Annotated in this window: 26 protein-coding genes; 22 read left to right on the top strand and 4 right to left on the bottom strand. The window is 63.2% G+C overall.

The features are described 5' to 3' along the window. The first annotated feature begins 157 nt into the window (after window positions 1-157). Window positions 158-793, top strand: a complete 636-nt coding sequence (locus J4D52_RS22025; RefSeq protein WP_226304535.1) for a flagellar biosynthesis protein — start codon at window positions 158-160, stop codon at window positions 791-793. Window positions 794-979: 186 nt separating this feature from the next. Here J4D52_RS22025 and J4D52_RS22020 read toward each other — a convergent pair whose 3' ends face one another. Next, window positions 980-1,243, bottom strand: a complete 264-nt coding sequence (locus J4D52_RS22020; RefSeq protein WP_016704711.1) for a hypothetical protein — start codon at window positions 1,241-1,243, stop codon at window positions 980-982. 421 nt (window positions 1,244-1,664) lie between these two features. Between J4D52_RS22020 and J4D52_RS22015 the strand changes: the two genes are divergently transcribed. From J4D52_RS22015 to J4D52_RS21950, 14 genes are all read left to right on the top strand, one after another. Then, complete coding sequence (locus tag J4D52_RS22015; RefSeq protein WP_102677030.1) at window positions 1,665-3,134, top strand: PAAR domain-containing protein; 1,470 nt, start codon at window positions 1,665-1,667, stop codon at window positions 3,132-3,134. Beyond that, on the top strand, window positions 3,131-3,526 hold the full coding sequence (locus tag J4D52_RS22010; RefSeq protein WP_102677031.1) for a hypothetical protein: 396 nt from the start codon (window positions 3,131-3,133) through the stop codon (window positions 3,524-3,526). The genes J4D52_RS22015 and J4D52_RS22010 overlap by 4 nt, the downstream gene beginning before the upstream one ends. Window positions 3,527-4,088: 562 nt before the next feature. Next, on the top strand, window positions 4,089-4,691 hold the full coding sequence (locus tag J4D52_RS22005; protein WP_102677032.1) for a GNAT family N-acetyltransferase: 603 nt from the start codon (window positions 4,089-4,091) through the stop codon (window positions 4,689-4,691). Between the two features lie 388 nt (window positions 4,692-5,079). After that, a complete protein-coding gene (locus tag J4D52_RS22000; RefSeq protein ID WP_169897782.1) occupies window positions 5,080-5,691 on the top strand; it encodes a transposase in 612 nt (203 codons plus the stop codon). After that, window positions 5,691-7,427, top strand: a complete 1,737-nt coding sequence (locus tag J4D52_RS21995; RefSeq protein ID WP_371860296.1) for a ShlB/FhaC/HecB family hemolysin secretion/activation protein — start codon at window positions 5,691-5,693, stop codon at window positions 7,425-7,427. The genes J4D52_RS22000 and J4D52_RS21995 overlap by 1 nt, the downstream gene beginning before the upstream one ends. A gap of 20 nt (window positions 7,428-7,447) precedes the next feature. Further along, a complete protein-coding gene (locus tag J4D52_RS21990; protein WP_102677034.1) occupies window positions 7,448-9,259 on the top strand; it encodes a DUF2341 domain-containing protein in 1,812 nt (603 codons plus the stop codon). A gap of 11 nt (window positions 9,260-9,270) precedes the next feature. Further along, a complete protein-coding gene (locus tag J4D52_RS21985) occupies window positions 9,271-9,696 on the top strand; it encodes a biopolymer transporter ExbD (protein ID WP_023964687.1) in 426 nt (141 codons plus the stop codon). Between the two features lie 3 nt (window positions 9,697-9,699). Continuing rightward, a complete protein-coding gene (locus J4D52_RS21980) occupies window positions 9,700-10,407 on the top strand; it encodes a TonB C-terminal domain-containing protein (RefSeq protein WP_102677035.1) in 708 nt (235 codons plus the stop codon). Between the two features lie 43 nt (window positions 10,408-10,450). Then, window positions 10,451-12,145: a putative porin gene (locus tag J4D52_RS21975; RefSeq protein ID WP_102677036.1), complete on the top strand. Its 1,695-nt coding sequence runs from the start codon at window positions 10,451-10,453 to the stop codon at window positions 12,143-12,145. Between the two features lie 78 nt (window positions 12,146-12,223). Continuing rightward, on the top strand, window positions 12,224-12,868 hold the full coding sequence (locus J4D52_RS21970; RefSeq protein WP_025809127.1) for a hypothetical protein: 645 nt from the start codon (window positions 12,224-12,226) through the stop codon (window positions 12,866-12,868). A 20-nt stretch (window positions 12,869-12,888) separates the two neighbouring features. After that, window positions 12,889-13,398, top strand: coding sequence for a YbjN domain-containing protein (locus J4D52_RS21965; RefSeq protein ID WP_102677037.1), 510 nt, complete (start codon window positions 12,889-12,891; stop codon window positions 13,396-13,398). Next, entirely contained in the window at window positions 13,395-14,348 is a 954-nt protein-coding gene (locus J4D52_RS21960) for a peptidylprolyl isomerase (protein ID WP_102677038.1), read from the top strand. The genes J4D52_RS21965 and J4D52_RS21960 overlap by 4 nt, the downstream gene beginning before the upstream one ends. A 166-nt stretch (window positions 14,349-14,514) precedes the next feature. Continuing rightward, entirely contained in the window at window positions 14,515-15,492 is a 978-nt protein-coding gene (locus J4D52_RS21955) for a LysR family transcriptional regulator (protein WP_025809124.1), read from the top strand. A gap of 143 nt (window positions 15,493-15,635) precedes the next feature. Continuing rightward, window positions 15,636-16,154 carry a GNAT family N-acetyltransferase gene (locus tag J4D52_RS21950; protein WP_025809123.1) on the top strand — a complete coding sequence of 173 codons (519 nt, stop codon included), beginning with the start codon at window positions 15,636-15,638 and terminating at the stop codon, window positions 16,152-16,154. Between the two features lie 160 nt (window positions 16,155-16,314). Here the strand turns inward: J4D52_RS21950 and J4D52_RS21945 are convergent, their stop codons facing one another. Then, a complete protein-coding gene (locus J4D52_RS21945; RefSeq protein ID WP_025809122.1) occupies window positions 16,315-17,013 on the bottom strand; it encodes an aspartate/glutamate racemase family protein in 699 nt (232 codons plus the stop codon). A 79-nt stretch (window positions 17,014-17,092) separates the two neighbouring features. Here J4D52_RS21945 and J4D52_RS21940 point away from each other — a divergent pair, with 79 nt between their 5' ends. Together J4D52_RS21940 and J4D52_RS21935 are read left to right on the top strand one after the other, a co-directional pair. Continuing rightward, window positions 17,093-17,896, top strand: a complete 804-nt coding sequence (locus J4D52_RS21940; RefSeq protein WP_025809121.1) for a helix-turn-helix domain-containing protein — start codon at window positions 17,093-17,095, stop codon at window positions 17,894-17,896. Window positions 17,897-18,027: 131 nt separating this feature from the next. After that, window positions 18,028-18,519, top strand: coding sequence for a hypothetical protein (locus J4D52_RS21935; RefSeq protein ID WP_025809120.1), 492 nt, complete (start codon window positions 18,028-18,030; stop codon window positions 18,517-18,519). A 72-nt stretch (window positions 18,520-18,591) separates the two neighbouring features. On the opposite strand, the gene J4D52_RS21930 is transcribed toward J4D52_RS21935, so the two are convergent. Continuing rightward, window positions 18,592-18,819: a hypothetical protein gene (locus tag J4D52_RS21930; RefSeq protein ID WP_025809119.1), complete on the bottom strand. Its 228-nt coding sequence runs from the start codon at window positions 18,817-18,819 to the stop codon at window positions 18,592-18,594. Window positions 18,820-18,903: 84 nt separating this feature from the next. Beyond that, on the bottom strand, window positions 18,904-20,331 hold the full coding sequence (gene ccoN, locus J4D52_RS21925; RefSeq protein ID WP_009048795.1) for a cytochrome-c oxidase, cbb3-type subunit I: 1,428 nt from the start codon (window positions 20,329-20,331) through the stop codon (window positions 18,904-18,906). Between the two features lie 357 nt (window positions 20,332-20,688). Here ccoN and J4D52_RS21920 point away from each other — a divergent pair, with 357 nt between their 5' ends. From J4D52_RS21920 to J4D52_RS21900, 5 genes are all read left to right on the top strand, one after another. Further along, window positions 20,689-22,362 (top strand): nitrite/sulfite reductase, encoded by a 1,674-nt coding sequence (locus tag J4D52_RS21920; RefSeq protein ID WP_102677039.1) that lies wholly within the window; start codon window positions 20,689-20,691, stop codon window positions 22,360-22,362. 115 nt (window positions 22,363-22,477) lie between these two features. Then, window positions 22,478-22,972, top strand: a complete 495-nt coding sequence (locus tag J4D52_RS21915; protein ID WP_102677040.1) for a DUF934 domain-containing protein — start codon at window positions 22,478-22,480, stop codon at window positions 22,970-22,972. A gap of 220 nt (window positions 22,973-23,192) precedes the next feature. Next, on the top strand, window positions 23,193-24,158 hold the full coding sequence (locus tag J4D52_RS21910) for a hypothetical protein (protein WP_025809116.1): 966 nt from the start codon (window positions 23,193-23,195) through the stop codon (window positions 24,156-24,158). A gap of 191 nt (window positions 24,159-24,349) precedes the next feature. Continuing rightward, entirely contained in the window at window positions 24,350-25,021 is a 672-nt protein-coding gene (locus J4D52_RS21905) for a DUF3313 domain-containing protein (protein WP_025809115.1), read from the top strand. 363 nt (window positions 25,022-25,384) lie between these two features. Further along, a complete protein-coding gene (locus J4D52_RS21900; RefSeq protein WP_102677041.1) occupies window positions 25,385-25,828 on the top strand; it encodes an SRPBCC family protein in 444 nt (147 codons plus the stop codon). Window positions 25,829-25,943 lie beyond the last annotated feature (115 nt).

Here is a 25,943-nt window from a genome sequence, read left to right as displayed (position 1 = left end):
TGCCTGCATCTGTAGGAGCGGCTGGTCACCGCCTTTGCGCCGATTCATGGTTCAGGTAGTGGCAATTTAATGGCATTGCGCATTATTCTGCGTCACCCGAATACGCCTGGGGGCGTCGGGCGGCCTTATTTTCTGAATCAGAACTGGATGGATGCCAATGACTGAAGTCGTCATGAAATACCTGAAACTCGCTGGTTTGCTGCTGGCGACCACGACCTTGTTCGGCTGCGCCACCAGCCGTTCGGTGGTAGATATCGACGGGCCTGAAGTGGCCAGTGGCAACGGCCAGAAGGTGGTGATCAACGTGCTCGACGAGCGTCGTTTTGAAGCCGATCCGCGCAGTGCCGACATTCCTTCGCTGAAGAATGGCGAGATCAACGACAAGGCGATCACCGAGCGCGCGATTGCGCGCAAGCGCAATGGCTATGGCATGGGGTTGGGCGATGTGCTGTTGCCGGAGGGCGTCAAGGTCAGCACGCTGATTGCCAAGAGCATCGGCGCAGCCTACGGCAAAGCCGGTTATCAAGTGGTGCCGAGCACCGAGCAGGCGCCGGATGCCAGGACAATCACCGTGCATGTGGTCGAGTTCTGGTCATGGATGTCGCCGGGCGCCTTCTCCGTTGCGGTGAACAACAAATCGCACCTGAAGGTGGACACCGGTAGCGCGTCCTCGCCTGTCGAGGTCAAGACCTTGAAACGCGAAGGTATGCAGATGATTACCGAGGATGACTGGAAACTGATCACTGAGTCTGGCTTGCAGGCCATCAGCGAGTCCATGGCCAAGCAACTCTGAATCCAGGGTTGTTCAACTGCCGGGCGCCCGCATGCTGATGGGGCCCCGAGCGCTTACTTCCCTGACGCTTGCTCTGTAGCCGCTGCCGCAGGCTGCGATAAGGTCCGAAGGACCTTCAGCGGTCTTGAAACCGTCACAGCCATTCGGCCGATCGCAGCCTGCGGCAGCGGCTACAGGTGTGCGGTGTCAGGCCTGCAGGCGCCAGCCCATGACGTCGAGCAGGTCGCAGCTGTCGCGCAGCAGGATGGCGCTGGCGTTGGCCAGGTGTTGCAGGTCGGCGCTGTCGGCGTCTTTCAGGTCGAGGCGGGCGAGGCTTTCCAGCACTTGGGTGACAGCCAGCAGGCGCGCTGCGCTGTTGGCGTGAAGGACGTCGAGTGGGGTGTTTTTGTCGATCAGCAGGCAGGGAATGAGGCTGTCGATGCCCGTGAGGGGGATGTATTGCTTGTTCATGGGGTACTCCTTTGCGGATGAGAGGAGCTGCCGTCGTCGCCAAACGAAAGGGTGGCAGCTGCACGCAGGTTGGCGAACCGATCATCCACAAATCGGCAGATCCGAAGATCTCCCGCGCGCAGCCGCCATAAAAGATCGCCGCGAACATAAAGGCTCGACGGCAAAGATTGCAAGCGTGACTGCTTGTAGATGAATGGCCAGGTCGCCAAACCCGGTCGCCTTATGGGCGAGCAAGGACTATAGGGCGTGGTTTGCGCAGCAAACAAGTCAGCACTTTCTGCAAGTTGTGTAGGGCCAATCGCTGCCCGTCGCCCTTTGTTTTGCGCGGGTTTCAGAGGGGCAACCTTTTCAGGATCGCCTGATTCAGCCGCCTGATATTCGCCGCTACGTTCGAGGCAAATTCCTCATGGAGAACGTAGCCATGGCCTTTGTCATCAGGGAAGGCGACCCCACCACAACCGGCGGCAAGGTCATTGCCGGATCAGCCACCACCTTTGTCGTGGACCAACGAGTCGCCCGCATTGCCGACCCGGTGTGGTGCCCGGTGTGCCAGACGGTGGGCTATATCGCCGAAGGCCATCACACCTGGGCGGATAACCACCAAGCCACGGCGGTGGAGGGTGGCCTTGTGCAGTGTGGCTGCCCGACCGGGGCCAACCGCCTGATCGCTACTCAGCGGACGGTCTGCTCCGGGAATCAACCGACCATCCCGCTCGACAGCGATTACATCGGGCCCGCGGTGATCAATACCCAGCGATGGGCCGACGCCATTCACAAAGGCTACCCGCAAAACGAGTTTGCCGATGCGGTGCCACGGGATCGGGTGCGCGGCCTGACCGTTGCTCATGGCGAGATCGTTTCTCCGCCGCTGTCTGTGCAGGACACGCAGCATTTGGTGGAGCCGGGTTTTCATATCGTGCAAACGCCGATGAGTCGGGCTGCGCTGGAGACGGTGCTGTTCGGCCAGGCCGATGAGGCTGTGCTGGAGAAATTCCGCCGGCTCAATCCTCAGCTATCGAGTCCTGCCAAACCTGGCCAACTTGTTGTGCTCAGTCATCCCGACAACTATCAATGCACTCAGGAAGAAGCGTTGCTGATGGAAGCAGCGGAGAAGGTCAGTGCGGCCTTGGCGTCCATGAGCGATGAGGAGGCGGCCTTTATGCTCAAGTATCGGGCGCAGGTTGAGTCAATACTTTCTTATGGCTCGACTGCTTTAGGCGTCGGTACCGTAGCAGCGGGTAACCACATAGAGGGGCTGAAAAGGACGCTGCTGGATGTCGAGGCGCTCCATCAGAAATTCTTTCTGCGGGATGGGCATTTGCGCAGCGTTGAGTTCTTCAGTGAAAGGAGAAAGCTGTTTGCACAACTGGATACCAACCTGACCTCCATTACGAAAATGAGTATTGCCTTCCCCGATCACCCGAGCCTTAAAAATGCGTTGGGGATTTCCAACCGCAGCCTGGTGCATCGTTGGACCCAGGCGGGCGCAGTGGGGCAGATACCCGGATATGCCACGCATATCGACGGTATTTCCAAGGCCTCCAAGGTGCTGAAATTGGGCGGTTGGATTGGAACGGCATTAGGCGGTGGAGCTTCGTATGTGAAGGTGCAGGATGTTTGCCAGGCGGGGAGCAAAGAGGCGTGTGAGAGGGTGAAGTTTACGGAGACAGGGAGCTTTTTAGGTGGAGTGGCTGGAGGGGTGTTTACGGGAATGGCTTTAGGTGTGGGCGTAGCTGGGGGTGTTTGTGCGGCTATCGGGGTTCCTAGCGCTGGCATCGGCAGCGTGGTGTGTGGTTTGGTAGTGGCCGGAGGGAGCTTTTATGCAGCCAGCGAGACCGGGGAGCTTTTTGGCGAGTATTCCGGAAATATTATTTACGAGGTGGGGAAATGAATAAGGTCAGCACTGCAGATCTGGTGCTTGTCTCTTTTGGTGGGGCGACCTTTCTCGGGATGTTCGTTGTAATGGGGATCTATCTTTATTGGGGATATACCCGCATGGACAGCATTATGGTGGGACTTAAGAACTGCTTGTTGGTTAATAGATATAAGTTCTATCTGTATATGGGGCCATGGGGGCGTCTCATGATGATAGGCGGGGTGGCAGGGTGTTTTGCTTTTTCCGGGTATTTAATAAAAAAGGGGCTGTTGAGTGCGGGCGATATAAATGATTTTCCTAAGCCGCTTAAAAGGAGGCTGATCCTGTCGCACTATATTGCGCTGGGGTTGATTGCCAGTCTTTTTATCGAGGCTATCGCAGTAAAAGTTATTAAAAACCAGCTTTGAAAAACAGAAGTGGGGGGGTTGGAGAATTGATTTATGAGAGAGTAAACACATGGTAATCACCACAGCGCATATTGTTCTGGGTGTGTTTATTGGAGTTACGTTTCTCGGAATGTTTACCCTGATTGGGTACTACTTCTATTTGGGCTATACCCGCATGGATAGCATTCTGGAGGCGGTCAAGAACTGCTCGCTGATCAATAGCTATCGGTTTTATCTATACATGGGGCCTTGGGGGAAATGATGATGGTGGCGGGAGTGGGCAACTGTTTGTTGTTCTCTAACTATCTCATCAAGCATGGCGCGTTGGACAAGGGGGATATCGAAAACTTTCCGGAGCCTCTCAAGGGGCGATTGCTGATGTTGCAGTACATCGGATGGGTTTTGTTGGCGAGTCTTTTTCTGGAGGTTATCGCAGTCAAAATTCTTAGAGGTCAAGTGCAACTATAAGGAAATATCGCTTCATGTTCGGTATGGAAAATGCCACCCTGCCTGATCAACTTCAGTAAACCGGCATGCAAGAATATCGCTGTATCCACCAGGTCATTTCAGACAAGGATAACCCATGACAGACCTCAAGCCCTCGCAACCGGGGGTTGCCGACGCTATTGCCTACAACCGGGCCTCTTCGGCCTTGCAGCGAGCATTTGCCTTGTTGCAGCAGCGTGTCTATCCCGAACCGGATGAGTCTGAACCAGCGGAAGTCGCACCGTTGCACGATCCTGTGTTCGAAGCGTTCTCGTTTTATATCTGCACCCACGACAGGGTGGTCAGCTATGCCGCTGTCGTCATGAAGACGATCGAGCATAGCGGCGACACCTTCTACATTGGCGGGCTCAGCTGTGTCATGACCGATCCGGATTGTCAGGGACAAGGCCTGGGGCTGAGGACTGTCGCCGCGGCCACCCGCTGCATGGAGCACAGCAATCTTGATATAGGTGTCTTCACCTGCGATCCACCCTTGGCGCGTTTCTATGCCCGGGCGGGCGGTTGGACGATTGCGCCGGATGTGGTCCTGATCGGCAACCGGAACCACGGAGCGTTGCGCAGCGATACGCTGGGGAAGGTCGTGCTGTTGCGGCTGTTTTCCGCGAAGGCCAGGGCGGCGGCGTCGGCATTGGCCAGTGGGGTCATCGATCTGGGCCTGCCGGACGGGCAGTTTTTATAGCGGCGATGGCGGTCGGCTGGGAGTCTCGTGTACTCCATCCAGCGCATCAGCGATGGTGCCGACGCCATCGCGGGCAAGCCTCGCTCCTACAGGTTCTCTGAGCCCCGATGAACGCGAGGCTCCAGCCTTTTTCGACTCGTCTCCTGGCGGGTCAGGGCTATCTGGGCCGGTTTCACGGGGCCCCGTCTTTCTTGGATATCCCCTATCCGATTCGAGTACCTGGTGCTCTCAGCGTTGTCATCGCGAACAAACCCCACCCTCTGGTGAATGAAGCTTTTGTGACAAAAGTTCGGTAGCACTTCGCCAGTCCCGTCATGGATATGTGACGCGCTTGAGGGGGCCTTCTGGCCACTTTTCTGAGCCGAGGCGGGACGCCGGGAGTGAGGTTATGGGGACTATGGAACGCTACGCGAAAGTGGGCATGCAGGAGCTGGATCAGCGGCTGTCGAAGATAGTCGAGGCCGCGCGCAAGAAGCCGGTATCGGTCTATCGCTACGGTGCGCCGTGGGTCTGGATCGTTTCCCAGGATGACTGGCAGGGCGCCTTGAAGGAGGTGTCGAGCTATATCCCGCCGGGCCATTCGCTGGTGTTGCTGCGTCCGCAGATCGACGCCTTGCTCGACCAGCACCGCGACATTCTCCAAGGCCTGGATGCCGAGCCCGGCATGCTCATCGCCCCTCGCACGGTGATGCACATCCTGCTGTTGCAGCTGCTGTATTCGGTGCCCGGCGAGCAGCAGTTGTACGAGCAACTCAATTACAACCTGCTGTTTCGCTGGTTCGTCGGCCTGGACCTGAACCAGAAGGTCTGGAGCCTCGGCGTGCTGAGCCGCGATATCGCCACGCTGTTGAACGACGCACGGGCGGTGCTGCTGATCCAGAAAATCATCGGTGAAGTGTTCTGTGGCGCCTTGCTGCAAATGCCCGAGTTCTCGTTGAACTTCGCGCTGCTGCACAGCTGGCTGGCCAAGCACGCCACGACATCGACCTTGAGCAATTGATGCGGCCAAACGCCGTACAGACGGCGACGGCGGTTTCGACGCGGTTCGACATTCTTGGAAATCTAGGGGGCGGTGTGGAGCATCTGTTCGATAGGGGGCGGCCGGGGCCGACCAGGCGCTGGCTGCCGGTGTGCGGCTGGCTGGCGCTGGTTGCGCTGAGCCAGCCGTTGTTGGCCGAGGAGGGCGGCCCGGTGGAAGGCGAACCGGTGCAAGGCAGCGCGGCGCCAGGCGAAGCCGCACCCGCGCGGCTGGTGGATGTGAATGAGTACTTCGTGCGCGGCAACACCGTGCTCGACGCCCGGGCCATCGAAGAGGCGGTGTATCCCTTCCTCGGCCCGCAGAAAGCCCTGAGCGATATCGAGGGCGCCCGCGACGCCCTGCAGAAGGTCTACCAGGCCCGCGGTTACCAGTCGGTGTTCGTCGAGCTGCCGGAGCAGAAGGTCGAGGACGGCATCGTCTACCTGCAGGTCAGCGAGACCAAGGTCGGGCGGGTGCGGGTGGTGGGGGCCAAGCATTATTCGCCGGTGGAAATCCGCGACGAGGTGCCGGCGCTGCAGGAAGGCGAGGTACCGGACTTCGCCAAGGTCCAGGGCCAGCTGGCGAGCCTGAACAAGACTCCCGGGCGCCAGGTCATGCCGCTGGTCCGCGAAGGCCAGCGCCCCGGCACCATGGACGTCGACCTGCAGGTGGAGGACCAGAACCCCTGGCAGGCCAGCGTCGGCTTGAACAACGACTACAGCGCCGACACCAAGCACCTGCGGGCGGTCACCAGCCTGGGCTACAACAACCTCTGGCAGCTGGGCCACAGCATTTCCCTGACCTATTTCACCGCACCCGAGGACCAGGACAACGCCAAGGTCTGGTCCGGTTCCTATACCGCGCCGCTGAATGAGCGCTGGAGCCTGCAGTTCGCCGGCTACAAGTCCGACAGCAACGTCGCCACCATCGGCGGCAGCAACGTGCTGGGCAAGGGCCATTCCTACGGCCTGTCGCTGATCTACAGCCTGCCGGCCAGCGGCAGCTGGGCCAATTCGTTCTCGGTCGGGGTGGATTTCAAGGACTTCGAGGAAGAGCTGAGCCTGGGCGGCGAAAGCGACAAGGTGCCGCTCAAGTACGCGCCGTTCACCTTCGCCTACAACGGCTTCCGCTACACCGAGACCTCCCAGCTGGGCCTGGGCCTGAGCCTGGTGGCCGGCACCCGCAGCCTGTTCGGCTACGGCAGCTCGGACGAAGACTTCGACTACAAGCGCTACCGCGCCAACCCCAGCTTCGCCGTGCTCAAGGGCGATCTGAATTACACCTACACCTTCGCCAACGACTGGCAGACCGCATCCAAGGCCGCGTTCCAGCTGGCCTCGGGGCCGCTGGTGTCCAACGAGCAGTTCTCCGCCGGCGGCGCCACCTCGGTGCGCGGTTACCTGGCGGCCGAGCGCACCAGCGACGACGGCTACCTGTTTTCCCAGGAGCTGCGCACGCCGTCCCTGGCCAAGTACCTGGGCGGTTATGTCAACGAATGGCGCTTTTACGCCTTCGCCGAAGGGGCCCAGATGTACCTGCGCGACGAGCTTCCCGACCAGGAGGCCGACTACAGCCTGGCCAGCGTCGGCCTGGGCACCCGCGCCAGCTTGAGTAAATGGCTTTCCGGCAGCCTGGATTGGGGTTACCCGCTGCTTGATGGACCGAACACCCAGAAACAGGACTCGCGCGTGCACTTCAGTGTGCAGGCGACGTTTTGATCTTTCACGGAGTAACTTTCATGCAGCGCTTACTGATTTCCCTGTTGATCTGCCTGGGCTTCGTGCTCCCGGCGACCGCCCAGGCGTGGTGGCAGGACGACTGGCACTACCGCAAGCAGATCTCCATCGACACCACGCCGCAAGGTGCGGCCATCAATCAGGCCCTGGGCCGCACTGCGTTGCTGGTGCGCCTGCACACCGGCAACTTCAGCTTCGACGGGGTCAAGGAAGACGGCTCCGACCTGCGTTTCGTCAGCGCCGATGACAAGACGGTATTCAACCATCAGATCGAAAGCTTCGACCCGCTGATGGGCATGGCCCTGGTCTGGGTCGATGTGCCGAACGTGGAGGGCGGCCAGCGCCAGGACATCTGGATGTACTACGGCAACCAGAAGGCCCCGGCCAGCGCCAACGGCCAGCTGACCTTCGACCCGAACTACATCGCCCTCTATCACTTCGACGGCGCCAACGGCACCCCGGCCAAGGACACCACGGCCTATGGCAACCACGCGCAGAACGCCACCGGCGCGAGCATCGACGGGGTCATCGGCCGGGCCTTGCAGTTCAACGGCCAGCCGCTGCTGTTGCCGGCCAGCCCGTCGCTGCAACACACCGCCGAGGGCGCCTTTACCTTCAGCGCCTGGCTGCGCCTGGACCAGGCCAGTGGCGAACAGTTGTTGCTGGCCCGGCGTGAAGGGACCAGCAGCCTGCTGATCGGGGTCAACCAGGGTGTGCCTTTTGTCGAGGTCGACGGCCAGCGCGCGGTGTCGACCCAGCCGCTCAATCCCGGGCAGTGGCAGCACCTGGCCCTGACAGCCCAGGGCAGCCAGCTGGCGCTATGGGTCAATGGCCGCGAAAGCGCCAGCCTGGCGGTGGCGCTGCCGGCGTTCAATTCTCCGCTGGCCATTGGCGCCGACCTGCCGCCGGCAGCGGGCGCCGAGGCCAGTGCGTTCCTGCCGTTCAACGGCGCCATCGACGAGCTGCGCCTGTCCAAGGTGGCCCGTCCCGCCGGCCTGCTGTTGGCCGATGCCGCGGCCCAGGGCGCCGAGTCGAAACTGGTGGTGTACGGCGTCGATGAAGAACAGTCGGGCTTCGGTTTCGGCAGCCTGGGTTTCTTGCTCAAGGCGGTGCCGGTGGATGCCTGGGTGATCATCGCGGTGCTGGTACTGATGATGTTCCAGTCGTGGATCATCATGATCCGCAAGAACCGCATGGTCAGCCGCGTCAGCAGCGCCAACCAGCTGTTCCGCGAGCAGTTCGCCCGGGTCGGCACCCGCCTGGAGATGTTCGCCGACGACCGCGAACTGGCCCAGCGCCTGGAGCATTCCTCGCTGTGGCGCCTGTACCAGGTGGCGGTCCAGGAGATCCGCACCCGCCGCGAGCAGGGCGCCGACACCTCGTCGGTCTCGGCGGCGACCATCGAGGCCATCCGCTGCTCCATGGACGGCGTGCGCACCCGCGAGAACCAGCAGCTCAGTTCCAAGCTCTCGACCCTGTCCAACGCCATCGCCGGCGGGCCCTACATCGGCCTGCTGGGCACGGTGCTGGGGATCATGGTGGTGTTCCTCGGCACGGCCATGGCCGGCGACGTGAACATCAACGCGATCGCCCCGGGCATGGCCGCGGCCCTGCTGGCCACCGCCATGGGCCTGTTCGTCGCGATCCCGGCGCTGTTCGGCTACAACCGGCTGATTACCCGCAACAAGGAAGTCAGCGCCGACATGCGGGTGTTCGTCGACGAGTTCATCACTCGCCTGGCCGAGCTGCATGGCGCCAGCCAGTCCAGTGAAGCCGCGCCCGCGCGCGTTCATAACGCCAGCGTGCCGGCCTGAGGAGAAACGTCATGGCTTCTGTGAACGCCTCCCACGACGACGATGACGACGCGGCAGTGGACAGCATCAACATCACGCCCCTGGTGGACGTGCTGATGGTGGTGCTGGTGATGTTCATCCTCACCGCCACCGCCCAGGTCTCCGGGATCCAGATCAACCTGCCCAAGGCCAGTGCCTCGGTGTCGCTGTCCGAGGCCAAGACCAAGGCGATCTCGGTCAACGACGGCGGCCAGGTATTCCTCGACGCCTACCCGGTGACCCTGGCGGAGCTGGAGGAACGCCTGCGCATGGAAAAGGCCCTGAACCCGGACTTCCCGGTGATCGTGCGCGGCGACGCCACGGTGCAGTACCAGAAAGTCATCGAGGTCCTGGACCTGCTGCGCCGGCTGGAGCTGTCCCAGGTCGGGCTGGTCACCGGCAAACCGAGCCAGGGCTGAGCCATGACCGCACAACAACCGATCCACCTGCCGCCCGTGAAGAACCGCACGGCGCCGCGCCTGCTCAAGTGGGGTGTGGGCCTGCTGCTGGGGGCCGGCGCCGCCTGGCTGTTCTGGCAGTGGGCCAACGACATGAGCGGGGTGCGCCGCGAAGCGCCCAAGGTGCCGACCATCATCCCGTTGCCGCCACCACCGCCACCGCCGCCGGAAAAACCCAAGGAGCCGGAGCCACAGGTCGAGGAGAAGGTGCCCGAACCGGAACCGACCCCGGAGCCGGAACAGGTCAAGCCCGAGGAAGAGGCGCCGCCGTCGCCGGTGGACGATCTGGCCAACCCGATGCAGATGGATGGCGATGCTCAGGCCGGTAGCGATGCTTTCAACATCGGCGCCGGCAAGGGCGGCGGCATGGCCGGCTCCGGCGGTGGGCGCCTGGGCAACGGCACCTACAGCCAGTTCCTGGCCTTCACCTTCCAGCGCGTGCTGCGGGAAAACCCGGACCTGCGCAACCAGGCCTTTTCGCTGCAAACCGACGTCTGGCTGAGCGCCGTCGGCGAGATCACCCGGGTCGAGCTGGTCAAGTCCAGCGGCAACCCGCAAATCGACACCCTGGTGCTGGCCGCCTTGCGCGGCGCGCCGCATCTGACGGAGCGGCCACCGGCCTCCCTGACCTTGCCTGTACGCCTGTCCCTGCTGGGGCGGCGCCCGGGTTAACCGAACGACTGATGCAAGTTTTGCCAAAAGGAGCTGTGTGCAAATGATTTCCAACGTGAATCGATTGTCCCTGGCGATCGGCATGGTCATCGCGACCCTGGTGGGACCGGTAGCGGCCGCGCCCGCTGCGCCCTCGGAAAACGCCACGATCAATCTGATCCGTTTGCTGGTGCAGCAGGGCGTGCTGAAACAGGAGCAGGCCGACGGCCTGATCGCCCAGGCCGAGCGCGAAGCGCAGCAGGCGCGCCAGGCCAACACCGCAGTGGCGGCAGGGCCGGCGGCGACCCCGGGGGATGTGCGGGTGCAATACGTGCCGGCCATTGTCCGCGACCAGATCCGCGACCAGGTCAAGGCCGAGGTCATGGCCACCGCCAAGCAGGAAAACTGGGCCCAGCCCAACACCTTCCCGGACTGGGTGTCGCGCATCAGCTTCGACGGCGACATTCGCCTGCGCGACGAATCGCGTTACTACTCGGGCAGCAACAGCAACGAGATCGTCGATTTCGCCAAGCTCAACGACAAGGGCCCGTACGACGTCAACCCCAACAGCAGCACCAACCTGCCGCCCTTGCTCAACACCCGCGAGGACCGCGAGAACCTGTTCCGCCTGCGCGCCCGGCTGGGCATGAAGGCGCAGGTCGCCGAGAACTGGACCGCCGGCATCCGCATCGGCACCGGCTCGGACAACAACCCGGTGTCCACCACCCAGACCCTGGGCGGCGGGTTCGGCAAGAAGGACATCTGGCTCGACCAGGGCTACCTGACCTGGAAGGCCACCGACGACCTGACCCTGACCGGCGGGCGGATCGCCAACCCGTTCTTCTCCACCGACATGCTGTATTCCACCGACCTGAATTTCGACGGCGTGGCGGCGATCTTCAACCACAAGCTCAATCGTGACTGGGGCCTGTTCGGCACGGTCGGCGCGTTCCCGGTGGAGTACACCAACGACACCTCCACCAGCAACGGCTTCGACAAGGAAGAAAGCGACAACAAATGGCTGTATGGCGCGCAGATCGGCGCCAACTGGGCGATCAACAGCAACCACCGGCTCAAGGGTGCGCTGGCCTATTACCGCTTCGACGACATCGAAGGCCAGCGCTCCGGTGCCTGCGAACCCTGGGCCGGGGCGCCGGGCTGCGACAGCGACGGCAGCCGCGTAGCCTTCATGCAGAAGGGCAACAGCGTGTTCCTGCTGCGCGACATCACGCCCAACCCGCTCAACCCGGCCGCCACCCCGCAGCCGCAGTTCGTCGGCCTGGCCTCGGAGTTCAACCTGCTGGACCTGAACCTGGTATGGGACGCCGACCTGCCGGAGAACTTCAAGCTGCGCAGCCAGGCCAACTACATCCACAACCTGGGCTACGACGAAGGCGAGATGCGCAAGCGCTCCGAAGGCCAGATCGTCAACAACCTGGACAGCAACGGCGAGCTGGAAAGCGGCGCCAACGCCTGGATGGTGCAGTTCACCCTGGGCAACAGCCTGGAGCTGGCCAAGCAGGGCGACTGGAACCTGTTCGCCGGCTACAAGTACATCCAGCCCGATGCGCTGCCTGACGGCTTCAACGATTCCTCGTTCCACCTCGGCGGCACCAACGCCAAGGGTTATTTCCTCGGCGGCAACTACGGCCTGGCCAAGAACGTCTTCGCCACTGGCCGCTGGCTGAGCTCCGAGGCGGTGTACGGCGCGCCGTTCGACATCGATGTCTTGCAGCTTGAAATCAACACGCGCTTCTAGGGCGCGAGGGGCACTGTCATGACCAGTCTTGCCATGAAAAGCACGGCGATGAAATGTACGGCTATGAGGAGCACGGCGATGAACGCGCGAGCCAGGGCAGGGCGCTGCCTGTTGTTGACCCTGGGCGTGCTGGTGGCCAGCGGGGCCAGCGCCGAAGGCATGGAGGAGCGCCTGCGCACTCAGTTGCGCAGCACCACCCAGCAGTTGCAGGCGCTGCAGAGCGAACAGGCCCAGGCCAGTGCCGCCCGCGTCGCCGCCGAGAACCAGGCCAAGCAGGCGCAGGCACAGATCAAGCAACTGACCGCCGACCTGGCCAAGGCTCGCGGCGTGGCCGAGCAACTGGCCGGCCAGCAGCAGAACCTGCACAGCCAGGCCCAGGCGCAGATGGCCGCCAGCAGCGAGCAGATCGGCAAGTTCAAGAAGGCCTATGACGAGCTGCTGGTCATGGCCCGGGCCAAAGAGGCCGAGCGGGCCAGGCTCCAGGCGCAATTGAGCGAACGTGACACACAAGTGCAGCAATGTTCGGTCAAGAATCAGCAGATGTATGGCGTGGCCAAACAGATCCTCGCGGCCTACGAAAAGATCGACGTGGCCGAGGTGATGAAAATCCGCCAGCCCTTCGCCGGCGGCGCCCGGGTCAAGTTCGAAGAACTGGCCCAGGGCTTTGGCGACGACCTGTACAAAACCCAGTTCGATGCCCCCCAGGCAGCGAGCACCCACTGAATATCAGGGAAGAACCGAGCATGACTGAACCAACCCAACTGATCGCCAGCGTCACCCCGCAGAGCCTCACCGAACTGCTGCAAGGCGCCGGCTACCGGGTCAACCAGACCGACCAGAACGGCATCGTGCAACTGCTCAGCGCCAGCCAGGGCATCGGCTACGCCGTGCGCTTCGGCAACGCGGCGGGTGGTGCAGAGGGTAGCTATGTGGACTTCACCTTCAGCTGCGCGCTGCGGGTCCAGGGCGAGCTGCCGGCGGGCCTGGCCGAGTTGTGGAACGCCTCGCGACGCTTTGCCCGGCTCTCGGTGCAGGGCGAGTTCCTGGTGATGGAAATGGACGTGGTGGTGGCCGGGGTCGGCAACGATCACCTGCGCAGCCAGCTGGAACTCTGGGACCGGCTGTTGCAGGAATTCATCGTCTACCTGCGCGACTACAGCCAGCACGCCGCGCGCCTGCAGGCCCAGGCCGATGCGCCCGAAGCAGCGCCTGAAACAACGCCTGAGGCCGTCGCCGAGGTGCCTGCGCAGTGAAGAAGCCAAGCCTGGTGGTCGGTGTCGGGGCCCTGGCCCTGGTGGCGCTCGCGGTGTGGCTGGGCGTGCGCCCGGGCAGCGACCCGGTGGCGGCGCAACAGCCCAGGCTGATGGCGGCCAGCCCGGTCGACGACGGCCCGGCGGTGGCGCGCCTGGGTAACCAGCGGGTGGCGCCGGAGGAACTCAAGGCGTTGTTCGCGGCGTTGCCCGAGCCGTCCCGCGAGCAGCTGCGGGGCAATCGCCCGGCCCTGGAAAACTGGATTCGCACTCGCCTGGCGGAAAAGGCCGTGCTCGAACAGGCCGATGCCCAGGGCTGGCGCCAGCGCCCGGACGTGGCCTTGCAGACCCGGGTGGCCACCGAGCAGATCGTCTTTCGCGACTACTTGCGTTCGGTCAGCCAGGTGCCGGCCGGTTATCCCAGCGAGGCTGAATTGCAGCAGGCCTACGATGCGGGCAAGGCGCAGTGGCAGACCCCGGCCTTGTACCGGGTCAGCCAGATCTTCCTCGCGGTGAATGACCCGCAGGCGCTGGAGGCGACACGCAAGCAGGCCCAGGAACTGAGCAAGAAAGCCCAGGCCGCGCCCGGCGAATTCGCTGCCCTGGCCAGCCAGTATTCCCAGGAGCCCGACAGCGCCCGACGCGGCGGCGACTCCGGGTTGCAGCCGTTGCAGCAACTGCTGCCCGAGGTTCGCGGCGCGGTGGCGCGCTTGAAGGTCGGTGCGGTGTCGGATGTGGTGCAGAGCGCGGCGGGTTTTCATGTGCTCAAGCTGACCGAGCAGCAACCGGCCCGCACCGCGACCCTGGACGAGTTGCGTGAGCGCCTGACCCAGGCCCTGCGAGCCCAGCGCCAGGAACAGATCGCCAAGGCCTACCTGGAAGGCATGCTCGACACTGCGACCCTGAGTATCGACGGTGCGCAGTTGAACAAGGTGCTGGAGGAGAAGCTTTAGGGGGGCGGTGCGGCGTAGATCGCTATCGCGAGCAAGCTTCGCTCCTACAGGGGGATTGCGTTGCTTGTGTAGGAGCGAAGCTTGCTCGCGATGGACGGCGTAGCCGTCCGACCTGCTATGAACAACGTGCAATGGATGCCATCACCCACACGACAGGGAGTCACCCATGTCCTTTCTGGAACCCGTCCCGATCTCGGGCATCACACCCTACAGCGCTCCGGCCGAACCCCGGGAAGCCTGGCTGGCCCTGGCCGCCGGGATCGAGCCGGAGCTGGCCCAGTATTTCCTGGTCACCGCCCGTTGCGGCTGTTTCATGCAGGCGGCGCGCAGCCTGAACATCAAGTCGACGCTGCTGCGCAAACAGCTGGCGCACCTGGAAGAACAACTGCGCCGTTCCTTGTTCAGTTTCCAGGGCAGTGCCCTGAGCCTCAGTCGTGAAGGCCAGCAGCTCAAGGCGCAACTGATCGCCCTGGCCCACGAGCGCACGCTGCCGGTGCTCGAACAGCCGCTGCTGCGCCTGGCGGTGGCCGAGTCGATCCTGCATGACATCCTCGGCCGTGACCTGATCTCCCTGTTGCGACGCAACGCCAGCGTGCGCCTGGAGATCATCTCCATCGACAGCGAGCTGTCGCTGCGGGCCCTCAGCGCCGACGTGGTGGTATGGCTGGGCGGGGTGGACTCACCCAAGCCGGGGCCGAGCTTCGTCACCAGCCCGCCGCAGCCGCTGGTGCGCCTGGACTACCTGCCGCATATCGCCAAGCGTTACTCGCGGGTCGCGGCGCGCCCCGACAGCCTGGACGACCTGGCCGACTACATGCTGGTGCAGTGGCAGCAGGACCGCCAGGTCGAGCCGCTGCGGCCGTGGAACCAGCTGGTGGAGCAACGCCTGGCGGGGGTGGTGCAGGTGCACTCCTACGCGCTGATGCTGGAGATGATCCGCTGCAGCGCCTGCATCGGCCTGTTGCCCCACTACATGAGCCGCTTCGACCGCGGCCTGACGGCCTTGCCCGGGCTGTTCGACGAGGCCATGCCGCGTCAGGTGTGGATGGCGGTGAATGCCGAAGTGGAGCACGACGCCGAGGTGCGGATGCTGGTGGAGCTGATCTTGCACACCTTCAATGAGCGCAGCGAATGGTTTGAATAGCCCCGGGCGCGCGCTTCTGCTTCTGTAGGAGCAAGGGGGGCGCCCAGCTCTTGCTCGCGATTGGCCGTACCGAGCCGTGCTCGCCACAACCGCCGCTGGCGCTCTACACTCGACGGCCGTATCGCATGAACCAAGGAAGACTTATGCCTGCCGAGACCCCCACCATCGTCATCGAACGTTTCAGCGAAGCCCATGTGCAGGGCATCACCGCGCTGTACAACGACCCTGCGGTCGCCCGCCAGGTGCTGCAGATGCCGTTTCAGTCCGCCGAGGTCTGGCGCAACCGCCTGGCACCGGACAACGAACGGCGGGTGGCCCTGGTGGCGCTGCACCAGGGGGCGGTGATCGGCAGTTGCAGCATCGAGCAGTACTCGCGCATCCGTCGCGCCCACTGCGGCGGCGTCGGCATGGGCGTGGCGGTGGAATGGCAGGGCCGAGGCGTCGGCAGCCGGCTGTTGGCGGCGGTGCTGGACGTGGCGGACAACTGGATGAACCTGCAGCGGGTGGAACTGACGGTGTTCGCCGACAACGAAGCCGCCCTGGGCCTGTACCGCAAGTTCGGTTTCGAGAGCGAAGGTTTGCTGCGCGACTATGCGGTACGCGACGGCCAATACGTCGACGTCTTGAGCATGGCGCGCCTGCGCCGCAGGCCCCAGGCCTGACTCGCCCCTGTAGCCGCTGCCGAGCGCCAGCGAGGCTGCGATAGGTCCGAAGGACCTCAATATGGGATCCGAAGGACCTCTGGCATCCGTAAGATCGTCGCGCCCGTTCCGGGCGTTCGCAGCCTGCGGCAGCGGCTACAGGTGATCATCCCGCAAAAAGTTACGCCTGATCGTCCAAGGCAAACGCCACCGCCGCCCGCGCATGCAGCTCGGTGGTGTCCAGCAGCGGCAGGGGGCTGTGTTCCGGTTTGAGCAGCAAGCCTATCTCGGTGCAGCCGAGGATGATGGCCTCGGCACCGCGCTCCATCAGGGCCTGGATCACCTGCTGGTAGCGCTGGCGCGAGCTGTCGCTGATGACGCCCACGCACAGCTCGTCGTAGATGATCCGGTGCACGGCCTGGCGGTCCACGGCGTCTGGCACCAGCACCTTGAGGCCGCGATCGACCAGGCGTTGCTTGAGAAAATCCTGTTCCATGGTGAAGGCCGTGCCCAGCAGGCCCACACTGAGGGTTCCAGCCTCGAGCGCGGCCTCGGCGGTCGGGTCGGCAATGTGCAGGAAGGGCACCGACAGCACAGCCTGAATCTCGTCGGCGACCTTGTGCATGGTGTTGGTACAGAGCACCACGCACTCGGCGCCACCGACCTCCAGCCGGCGCGCCGCATCCACCAGAATCTGCGCCGCGAGGTCCCAGCGCCCGGTGTGCTGGGCCTGTTCGACAGGCCCGAAGTCGAGGCTGTACATTAGCAACCGCGCCGAACGCAGCGGGCCGAGACGGTCCCGTACCTGCTGGTTGATAAGACGGTAATACTCGGCGCTGGACTCCCAGCTCATGCCGCCGATAAGGCCGATGGTGCGCATACACAGCTCCTGTTGCTGACCAACCTGAATGCCGAGAGTGTCCCGTGACACAGCCCCGCGATCTATCAAGAAATTTCATATGCCCGGCACACTGAGCAGCAAGGTCCAGGGTTACGAGCGCCGTGAACTGCTGGGCGGCACGCTCGACCTGCAATTGCTGCCGCGCGCGGCCTACAGTGCGCGCGATCCGCTGCAGTGGCAAAGCCTCGGCGTGAGCCTGGAACGGCAGCAGGGCGTGCATGCCATCGGCAGCGACCGGCGCGAGGATTTCGACAGCTGGCCGGGGACACTGGCCTTGACCCCGGCCGGGGTCGAGGTGTTTTCCGAGTCGCCCCACGGCGGTGAATACCTGTTGCTGCGCTGGCTGGCCGAACCACGGAATCTGGGCATCGCCAGCGGTTCGCGGCGCCTGCAACTGCCCGGACATGCCCGGGCCCTGGCGTTGGGACGGCAGGCGCGGCGGCTGTTGCTGGACCCCAACCAGGATCAGCTGGCCCTGGAACAATGCGCCTTGCAGTTCGCGGGCCTGGCCGCCCTCGACAAGCCAGCGGCCAAGGCCGCCAGGCGAGCCGAGTTCAGCCGGGTGCTGAGGCTGATCGACCAGCAATACGCCGAGCCCCTGTCGCTCACTGAGCTGGCGGCCTGCACCGGGCGCAACGAACTGCGTTTCCTGCGCGACTTCACCCGCGCCATCGGCATGACGCCCCATGCCTGGCTGGTCGAAGTGCGGGTGCAGGCGGCGCGCCGGCTGATCGAACACAGCGACCTGCCGCTCGCCGCCATCGCCCTGGAAACCGGCTTCGCCCACCAGTCCCATATGGGCAGCGCCTTTCGCAAGATCCTCGGCCTGACTCCCAGCCAGTACCGCGCCCTCAGCGGCTGACTGGGCTGAGGGGGAGCGCGCGGTCACCGTTCGGCAGCAGCGCGCCCCGCGTCCCGCTTTTAGTCATACGGCACGGGCGGCATCTGCCATGCTCAAGGTGTGCAATCGCGGTTCCTCGGAGGGCTATGAACGTGGACGACGTACGGCAACTGGGCGAGATGCTTCGGCATTACGCAGAAAGCGAAGCCCACAAGAAACAGCTGTTCGAAAGCCAGTCGGTGGTCTGGACGAACCGTATCGGCGAGCTGTTCGACCTTATCCAGCAGTGGTTGGCACCGGTGCTGATGCCGGACCTGCTGGTCTTGACTCGCGAGCCCTACGTGGCCTTCAGCCCCAGCGTCCCGGTGAAAAGCTCGACCTTCAAGACCGAGAAGCTGATCATCGTCATCGCCGGTAAACCGGTGGAGTTCGTACCCGATGTGATGGGCGCCGCCGGGCAGATTTCCCTGGCGGTCATGGGCCTGACCGCCGCGCGGTATGGCAGCGTGTCCCTGGTAGGATTGCCCGACGGCAGTTGGCAATGGCGCAAGGCCGACGGCCTGAAGGAGCCCGACGTCTTTGCCTTCGATGGCGACTTCCTGGCATCGCAGCTGCAGGTGCTGATTCCCCGCGAGCGTGGGTGAGTTCCATGCTGTCTGGCGGATGAAGGGTTATCGGTTGTTGCGGTTGTTGCTCCAGCCCGCCAAGGGCATCCCTCAAACCTCCACATTGCCCCAGCCCGGCCGGGCTTCGGTCGGTTCCGGCGCCACCGCGTCGATTTTCTTGCCGGTGGCCAGTTCCACCCGGCGCGCCACTTCCGGGTCGTCGGCGAAGGGGATCAGGCTGGCGTCGTCGAGGCTCTTGGCCGATTGATGGCGCAGGCAATAGCCGATGCTGAAGTAGAGAAAGGTCACGCCGAGCAGGTCAAGGGCGAATTCGATCATTGGGGGCTCGCTGTGCTGCAGGAGGGGGGATGAGCGACGCGGGCCGGGTTGCGGCCCGCGTCGTGCTCTTGGGCGATCAGATGATCAGGCGATCTGGGCGTCGCTGAGGGCCAGGCGCGGGTCGGCCACGCGCACGGTGCGCCAGGTGTTGTAGGCCATCAGCAGCATGCCGCTGAGGAAGAACACACCACCGGCGAAGCGCACGATAAAGCCCGGGTGGCTGGCCTGCAGGGCCTCGACGAAGGAGTAGGTGAGGGTGCCGTCGTCGTTGACCGCGCGCCACATCAGGCCCTGGGTGATGCCGTTGACCCACATCGAGGCGATGTAGAGCACGGTGCCGATGGTCGCCAGCCAGAAGTGCAGGTTGATCAGCGGGATGCTGTGCATCTGCTCACGGCCGAAGACCTTGGGCACCATGTGGTAGATGGCGCCGAAGGTAATCATCGCCACCCAGCCCAGGGCGCCGGCGTGGACGTGGCCGATGGTCCAGTCGGTGTAGTGGGACAGGGCGTTGACCGTCTTGATCGCCATCATCGGCCCCTCGAAGGTCGACATGCCGTAGAAGGCCAGGGACAGCACCAGAAAGCGCAGGATCGGGTCGGTGCGCAACTTATGCCAGGCGCCGGAGAGGGTCATCATGCCGTTGATCATGCCGCCCCAGCTCGGAGCCAGGAGAATCAGCGACATGGCCATGCCCAGGGATTGCGCCCAATCCGGCAGGGCGGTGTAGTGCAGGTGGTGCGGGCCGGCCCAGATGTACAGGGTGATCAGCGCCCAGAAGTGCACGATGGACAGGCGATAGGAATACACCGGGCGCCCGACCTGCTTGGGCACGAAGTAATACATCATCCCCAGGAAACCGGTGGTGAGGAAGAAGCCCACGGCGTTGTGGCCGTACCACCACTGGACCATGGCGTCGGTGGCGCCGGAGTACACCGGGTAGGACTTGAACCAGTCCACCGGGATCGACAGGTGATTGACCACGTGCAGCATGGCGATCACCAGGATAAAGGCGCCGAAGAACCAGTTGCCGACGTAGATGTGCTTGGTCTTGCGCTGCACCACGGTGGTGAAGAACACGATGCCGTAGACCACCCAGACCACGGCCATCCACACCGCGCCGGAGAATTCGATTTCCGCGTATTCCTTGGTGGTGGTGTAGCCCAGCGGCAGGGTGACCAGCATGATCAGGATCACCGACTGCCAGCCCCAGAAGGTGAAGGCGGCGAGCTTGTCGGAATACAGCCGCACCTGGCAGGTGCGCTGTACCGCGTAGTAACTGGCGGCGAACTGGGCGCTGCCGGCGAAGCCGAAGATCACCAGGCTGGTGTGCAGCGGGCGCAGGCGGCCGAAGCTGGTCCAGGGCAGGTCGAGGTTCATTTGCGGCCATACCAGCTGGGAGGCGATCCACACCCCCATGGCCATGCCGATCACGCCCCAGGCCACGGTGGCGATGACGAATTGGCGCACCACCTTGTAGTTGTAGGCCGGTTCCATTGTTGCTGTGCTCATGGTCAATGCTTCCACGGTTGCAAAGGCTTGCCAGGCCACCCGGCCTGGCATGCCATGCACTGTAGAAAGCACCGGCGAAACAAAACAGGCTCAGAAAAAAACCATTAATACGGATCAGATTTGCCCGCCTGCCTGTGCCGGTCTGCGACCGGCTGATACGGTTTTTTAGTTTTTACCTGAATCTGTAACGCTCTGAGCCGTAAGGGCATAGTCACCGCCACACCAAAACCCCCGGATCACCCCTGGAATGCCATAACCACCGTGGCCCTGTAGCCGCTGCGCTCGGCAGCGGCTACAGGCTTAGAGGGCGATGGCGGCCAGGGGCGGGATCGGGGGCAGCACTGATGAGGCCGTGACATGTATCACTATGACGAGTACGACCGGGCCCTGGTCTTTGAACGGGTGGCGCAGTTTCGCGATCAGGTCGAACGCTTCATGGCTGGCGAGCTGAGCGAAGAGGAGTTCCTGCCGCTGCGCCTGCAGAACGGCCTGTACATGCAGAAACACGCCTACATGCTGCGGGTGGCCATTCCCTACGGCACCCTCAGTGCGCGGCAGATGCGCACCCTGGCCAGCATCGCCCGCGACTACGATCGCGGCTACGGCCACTTCACCACCCGGCAGAACATGCAGTTCAACTGGATCGAGCTGGCCCAGGTGCCGGACATCCTCGAACGCCTGGCCGGCGTGGAGATGCATGCAATCCAGACCTCCGGCAACTGCGTGCGCAACATCACCACCGAAGCCTTCGCCGGGGTGGCCGCCGACGAGCTGATGGACCCGCGGCCCCTGGCGGAGATCCTGCGCCAGTGGTCGACCATCAACCCGGAATTCCTGTTCCTGCCGCGCAAGTTCAAGATCGCTATCTGCTCGGCCCGCCAGGACCGGGCGGCGATCATGATGCATGACATCGGCCTGTACCTGTACCGCGACTGGCGCGGGCAGATGCTGCTGCGGGTGATGGTCGGCGGCGGCCTGGGGCGCACGCCGATCCTCAGCCAGCAGATCCGCGACGGCTTGCCGTGGCAGCACCTGCTGTCCTATGTGGAGGCGGTGCTGCGGGTCTATAACCGCCACGGCCGGCGCGACAACAAGTACAAGGCGCGGATCAAGATCCTGGTCAAGGCCCTGGGCATCGAGGCCTTCGCCAAGGAAGTGGAGGAGGAGTGGCAGCACCTCAAGGACGGCCCGGCGCAGTTGACCGAGGCCGAATACCAGCGGGTCGCCAGTGCCTTTATCCCGCCGCTCTACGAGCGCCAGCCGGCCACCGATCTCGACTATGGCAGCCGCCTGGCCGAGGACCCGGCCTTCGAGCGCTGGGTCGCGCGCAACGTCAAGCCGCACAAGGTGCCGGGCTACGCCAGCGTGGTGCTGTCGACCAAACCCGGCAGCGCCTCGCCACCCGGCGACGTGACGGCGGCGCAGATGGAGGCGGTGGCCGACTGGTCCGAGGCCTTCGGTTTCGGCGAGATCCGTATCGCCCATGAACAGAACATCGTCCTGCCGGACGTGCCCAAGTCCGCGCTCCATGAGCTGTGGCGGCTGGCCGGCGAGCAGGGCCTGGGCAGCGCCAACGTCGGCTTGCTGACCGACATCATCGCCTGCCCCGGCGGCGACTTCTGCGCCCTGGCCAACGCCAAGTCGATCCCCATTGCCCAGGCGATCCAGGCGCGTTTCGACAATCTGGATTACTTGCATGACCTGGGCGATATCAGCCTGAACATCTCCGGCTGCATGAACGCCTGCGGCCATCACCACATCGGCAATATCGGCATCCTCGGTGTCGATAAGAACGGCAGCGAGTGGTACCAGATCACCCTCGGCGGCGCCCAGGGCAAGCACAGCGCGCTGGGCAAGGTCATAGGCCCGTCGTTCAGCGCCGAGGAAGTACCAGGAGTGATCGAACGCATCATCGCCACCTTCGTGCGTTACCGGGAAAGCGAGGAGCTGTTCGTCGATACCGTACAGCGCATCGGCCTGGAGCCGTTCAAGGAGCGGGTCTATCCGAAGGTGCTGGAGGCGCAGCCATGAACCTGCAGCACGACCGTGCCACAGAAAGCACAGCCATGAGCGAGGAATTACAGCCGTGAGCGAGGAATTACAGCCATGAGCCAGGAGTTACAGCCGTGAGCGAGAGACTAAGACCATGAACAATCTGTTGCGCTTGCAATATGGCCAGGCCGGGCGGGTCGAGGACGATCCCTGGAGCCTGGTGCGCGAGGTGGACGGCCCGCTGCCCGCGGGGCCGCTGATTCTGCCGCTGGCCCGCTGGCTGATCCGCCGCATCGAGCACGAGCCGGCGCGGGACGGGGTCTGGCTCGGCCCGGACGACGAGGTGGAAAGCCTCAGGCCCTGGCTCAAGCTGATCCCGCTGATCGCCCTGGACTTCCCCAGCTTCCGTGACGGCCGGGCCTACAGCCAGGCCTACCTGCTGCGCACCCGGCTGGGCTGGATGGGCGAACTGCGGGCAGTGGGCGATGTGTTGCGCGACCAGCTTAGCCATATGCGCCAATGCGGTTTCGACAGTTTTGCCATTCGCGAAGACAAATGCGCCGACGACGCCCTCAAGGGGCTGGCGGGCATGAGCGTGCTCTACGGGCGCTCGGCGATCGAGCCGCGGCCGCTGTTCCGCCGGCGTTGAAGAGGAGCGCCGGCACAGGCCGGCGCTTCGCTCGATGCTCACAGTCGCCCGGGAACAAGGCAGGCGACCGCCATTGTTTGGCTGGCAGGGGCATTTGTCCTTGGGTCGATGATGGCGCTTTGGTAGAGTCCCACCCCTTATGAAGGAGCCAGGGATCGGCGTCCGGCGATCAGTCGCAGGCGTGCCTGGCATGGGCCATCCATGGAAGAGAGTCGCGGCTGTGAGCGTTGCTAAAAAGATACTCGGGTTGTTTTCGTTGTTGCTGATCCTGACCCTATGGGTCGGCTATTTCTATGTGTACCAGGATGCCCGCAGCGGGCGCCTCGGCGACACCCTCGACAGCTACGGCTGGTGCGGCCCCGCCACGGATTCGCCGCATTCCTTCAAGCGCGACTACCTGCTGCTCAGGGTCACCAACAGCACCCAGGGTGAGTTCAAGGTCTCGGGGGAGGTCAACGTTTCCGAGCGCACCTACAACCGCTACGAGCTGGGTCGCTACCCGCTGAAGTTGCGCCTGGAACCCTTGCAGTCCACCTACAGCATGCCGCCGCTGTTCTTTGAAGAGGTCAAGGTCAAGCCCTTGAACCGCAACTTCAACTCGCCGCACAAGAACGCCTACGCAGACCTGGAAAGCCGGCCGATCCGAGTGATCGGCGAGTCCAGCCGGTTTCCTTTCGAGGTCTACCGCTACGGCTACAAGCCGGTGCTGTACATCCTCAAGGGCAACGAGCAGGTCGACCTGCCGTTCAAGCGCATCACCACGCAGATGAACCTGTCCAATACCTTCACCCCGACCCGGATGTACAACCCGGCAGACTACATCGCCGAGCAGAACAGCCTGGTCCAGCCCGGCGACTATCCGGCCTATGGCGCCAGCGAGTGTGCCTTCAGCATCGAGCGCAAAGGCTCGTTCAAGATCATCGTGCTGCTGTTGTTGCTGGTGTTGTGCCTGCCGCTGTTGATGGTGCTGTACCGCGACGAGCCGACCATCGACTTTCTCGCCACGCTGCTGGGCGTGGCGGCGGTGCGGGTATTCCTGGTCGGGCCGCTGCAGGACTACCAGTTGTACGGCATCGACTTTGTGTTTGGCGCCGTGATTATCCTGGCCGGGACCTTTTCCCTGCTCAAGGCCATGCGCATCGACGCTCGGCGCGAGGCGGCGGCAAGGCGCGGAACGACTTGGTAACGGACGGGCTGGTAACGGGCCTGGGCGAGGTGCGGCTTTGACGCCGCACCTGTATCTGCTCGATTTGCTAAGAGTTCTCTGGCCTGCTTTGGCGATTAATCTGCTTTTACTGTGCTGATATGCCCACTATTGGCTATACCTAAATTTCCTCAAACCAGTAGCGCTTCCGGATTTCTGACAGGAGTTACCCCATGAAGCTCGCATCAATGATGAGCACGCTGTGCCTGGCCTCCCTAGGGTTGGTGGGCTGCTCCAGCAACATCACCCAGCCCGACGAGTATTCCGGTTTTCTCGGCGACTACAGCCAGCTCAAGGAAGCCAAGTCGCCGTCGGGCGTCGAGGTGATGCGCTGGGTCGATCCCAAGCTGGACCTGAAGCAGTACCGCAGTGTCTATATCGAGCCCACCCAGTTCTATCCCAAGCCGCAGCCAACGGTGAAGATCCCGCAGAACACCTTGTACGGCATCAACCGCTATTACGACGAGGCGCTCAAGCGCGAGATCGGCAAGGACTTGCCGCTAGCCACCGCGCCGGGGCCGGGCGTGATTGTGGTGCGCGCGGCGATCACGGCCGTGAGCAGCAAGACCGAAGGTCTGAAACCTTACGAAATCATTCCCATCGCCCTGGTGGCGGCGGCGGTGAGCACGGCCAGCGGGATCCGCGACCAGGAGACCACCCTGGGTACCGAGGCGCAGTTCATCGACGGCGGCAACAACAAGGTGATCGCCCAGGTGGTGCGCAAGGGCAGCGGCAAGCCGCTGCAGAACGACACCCAGGTCATGCAGCCTGCGGACGTGAAAAACGTCATCGACGGCTGGGCCTCCGACCTGCATCAGTCCTTCAATAAGCTGAAAAAACAGTAGGGGCCGGGGTATCTCCCGAGCTTTTTTGCCAACTGCGTCGGGGTCAGGGCGGGTGCCTGGCCCCTTCATCGAGCAGGTCCGGCAGCCAATGAAGAACACAGGTTTCGCTGGCGAGGCGAGGGCGCAAGGTCCACGAGGATTACAGCCTCCGCGCACTGACTGCGCGCTCCAGGATCGAGCGGTGACCGAGTTCCAATGCCTGCTCAAGTGTTCATGTGGATTATGATTATTTCCATGTATTTTGTATGGTTTAGTTAATGTGATTTATTAAGAATAAAAAATTCAATAAAAACATGTAAATATAATGCATATGTGATGTTTTGCATCATGTTAGATTGGTGCTCTCAAGGAGTTTTTCCCGGCATGCCCGTGGTTGAACGCACGACTTTCATTGCTGCTCGCAGCCCGGCCCAAGTGCTGGATTTCTGTCTTGAAGGCGCCAACTTCCCGAAGATCTTTCCCGAGCGCATCACCCCCTTGCGGGGCGTGGACATCAATAACCTGCGGATCAGCGCCGGGCGCCAGTTCAGCTTTCGGCACTGGATGTGGGGTGTCATACCGGCGACATGGACGGTTGTTATACGTGAAGTCAGCGATCGTCATTTCGTCGACGAGATGCTCAAGGGACCGCTGCGCGCCTTCCGTCATGAACACTGGGTCGAGGCCCGCGACGGGGGTACCCTGTATACCGACCGGGTGACTTATCGGGCACTGGGCGGCGCACCTTTGGAATGGCTGGTGGTCAATGCCTACATGGCGCGCATTTTCGAGGCCCGGCATCGCAACATGCTGCGCTTGCTGAGTTGATGGTCGTCCTGCGGCCTCGCTCCCTGTATCCAGTCAAGGGCGCAAAAGGGCGACAATTTGTATCCCGGGCATAGGTGGCCGGAGCGTTTCATGTTTAACTTCCGGCCTCTCGATT

Source organism: Pseudomonas sp. GW460-12-10-14-TSB1 (assembly GCF_017349775.1).
GTDB lineage: Bacteria > Pseudomonadota > Gammaproteobacteria > Pseudomonadales > Pseudomonadaceae > Aquipseudomonas > Aquipseudomonas piscium.
Note: the sequence above shows the minus strand (reverse complement) of the source record. Positions and strands in the feature narration are given on the sequence as shown.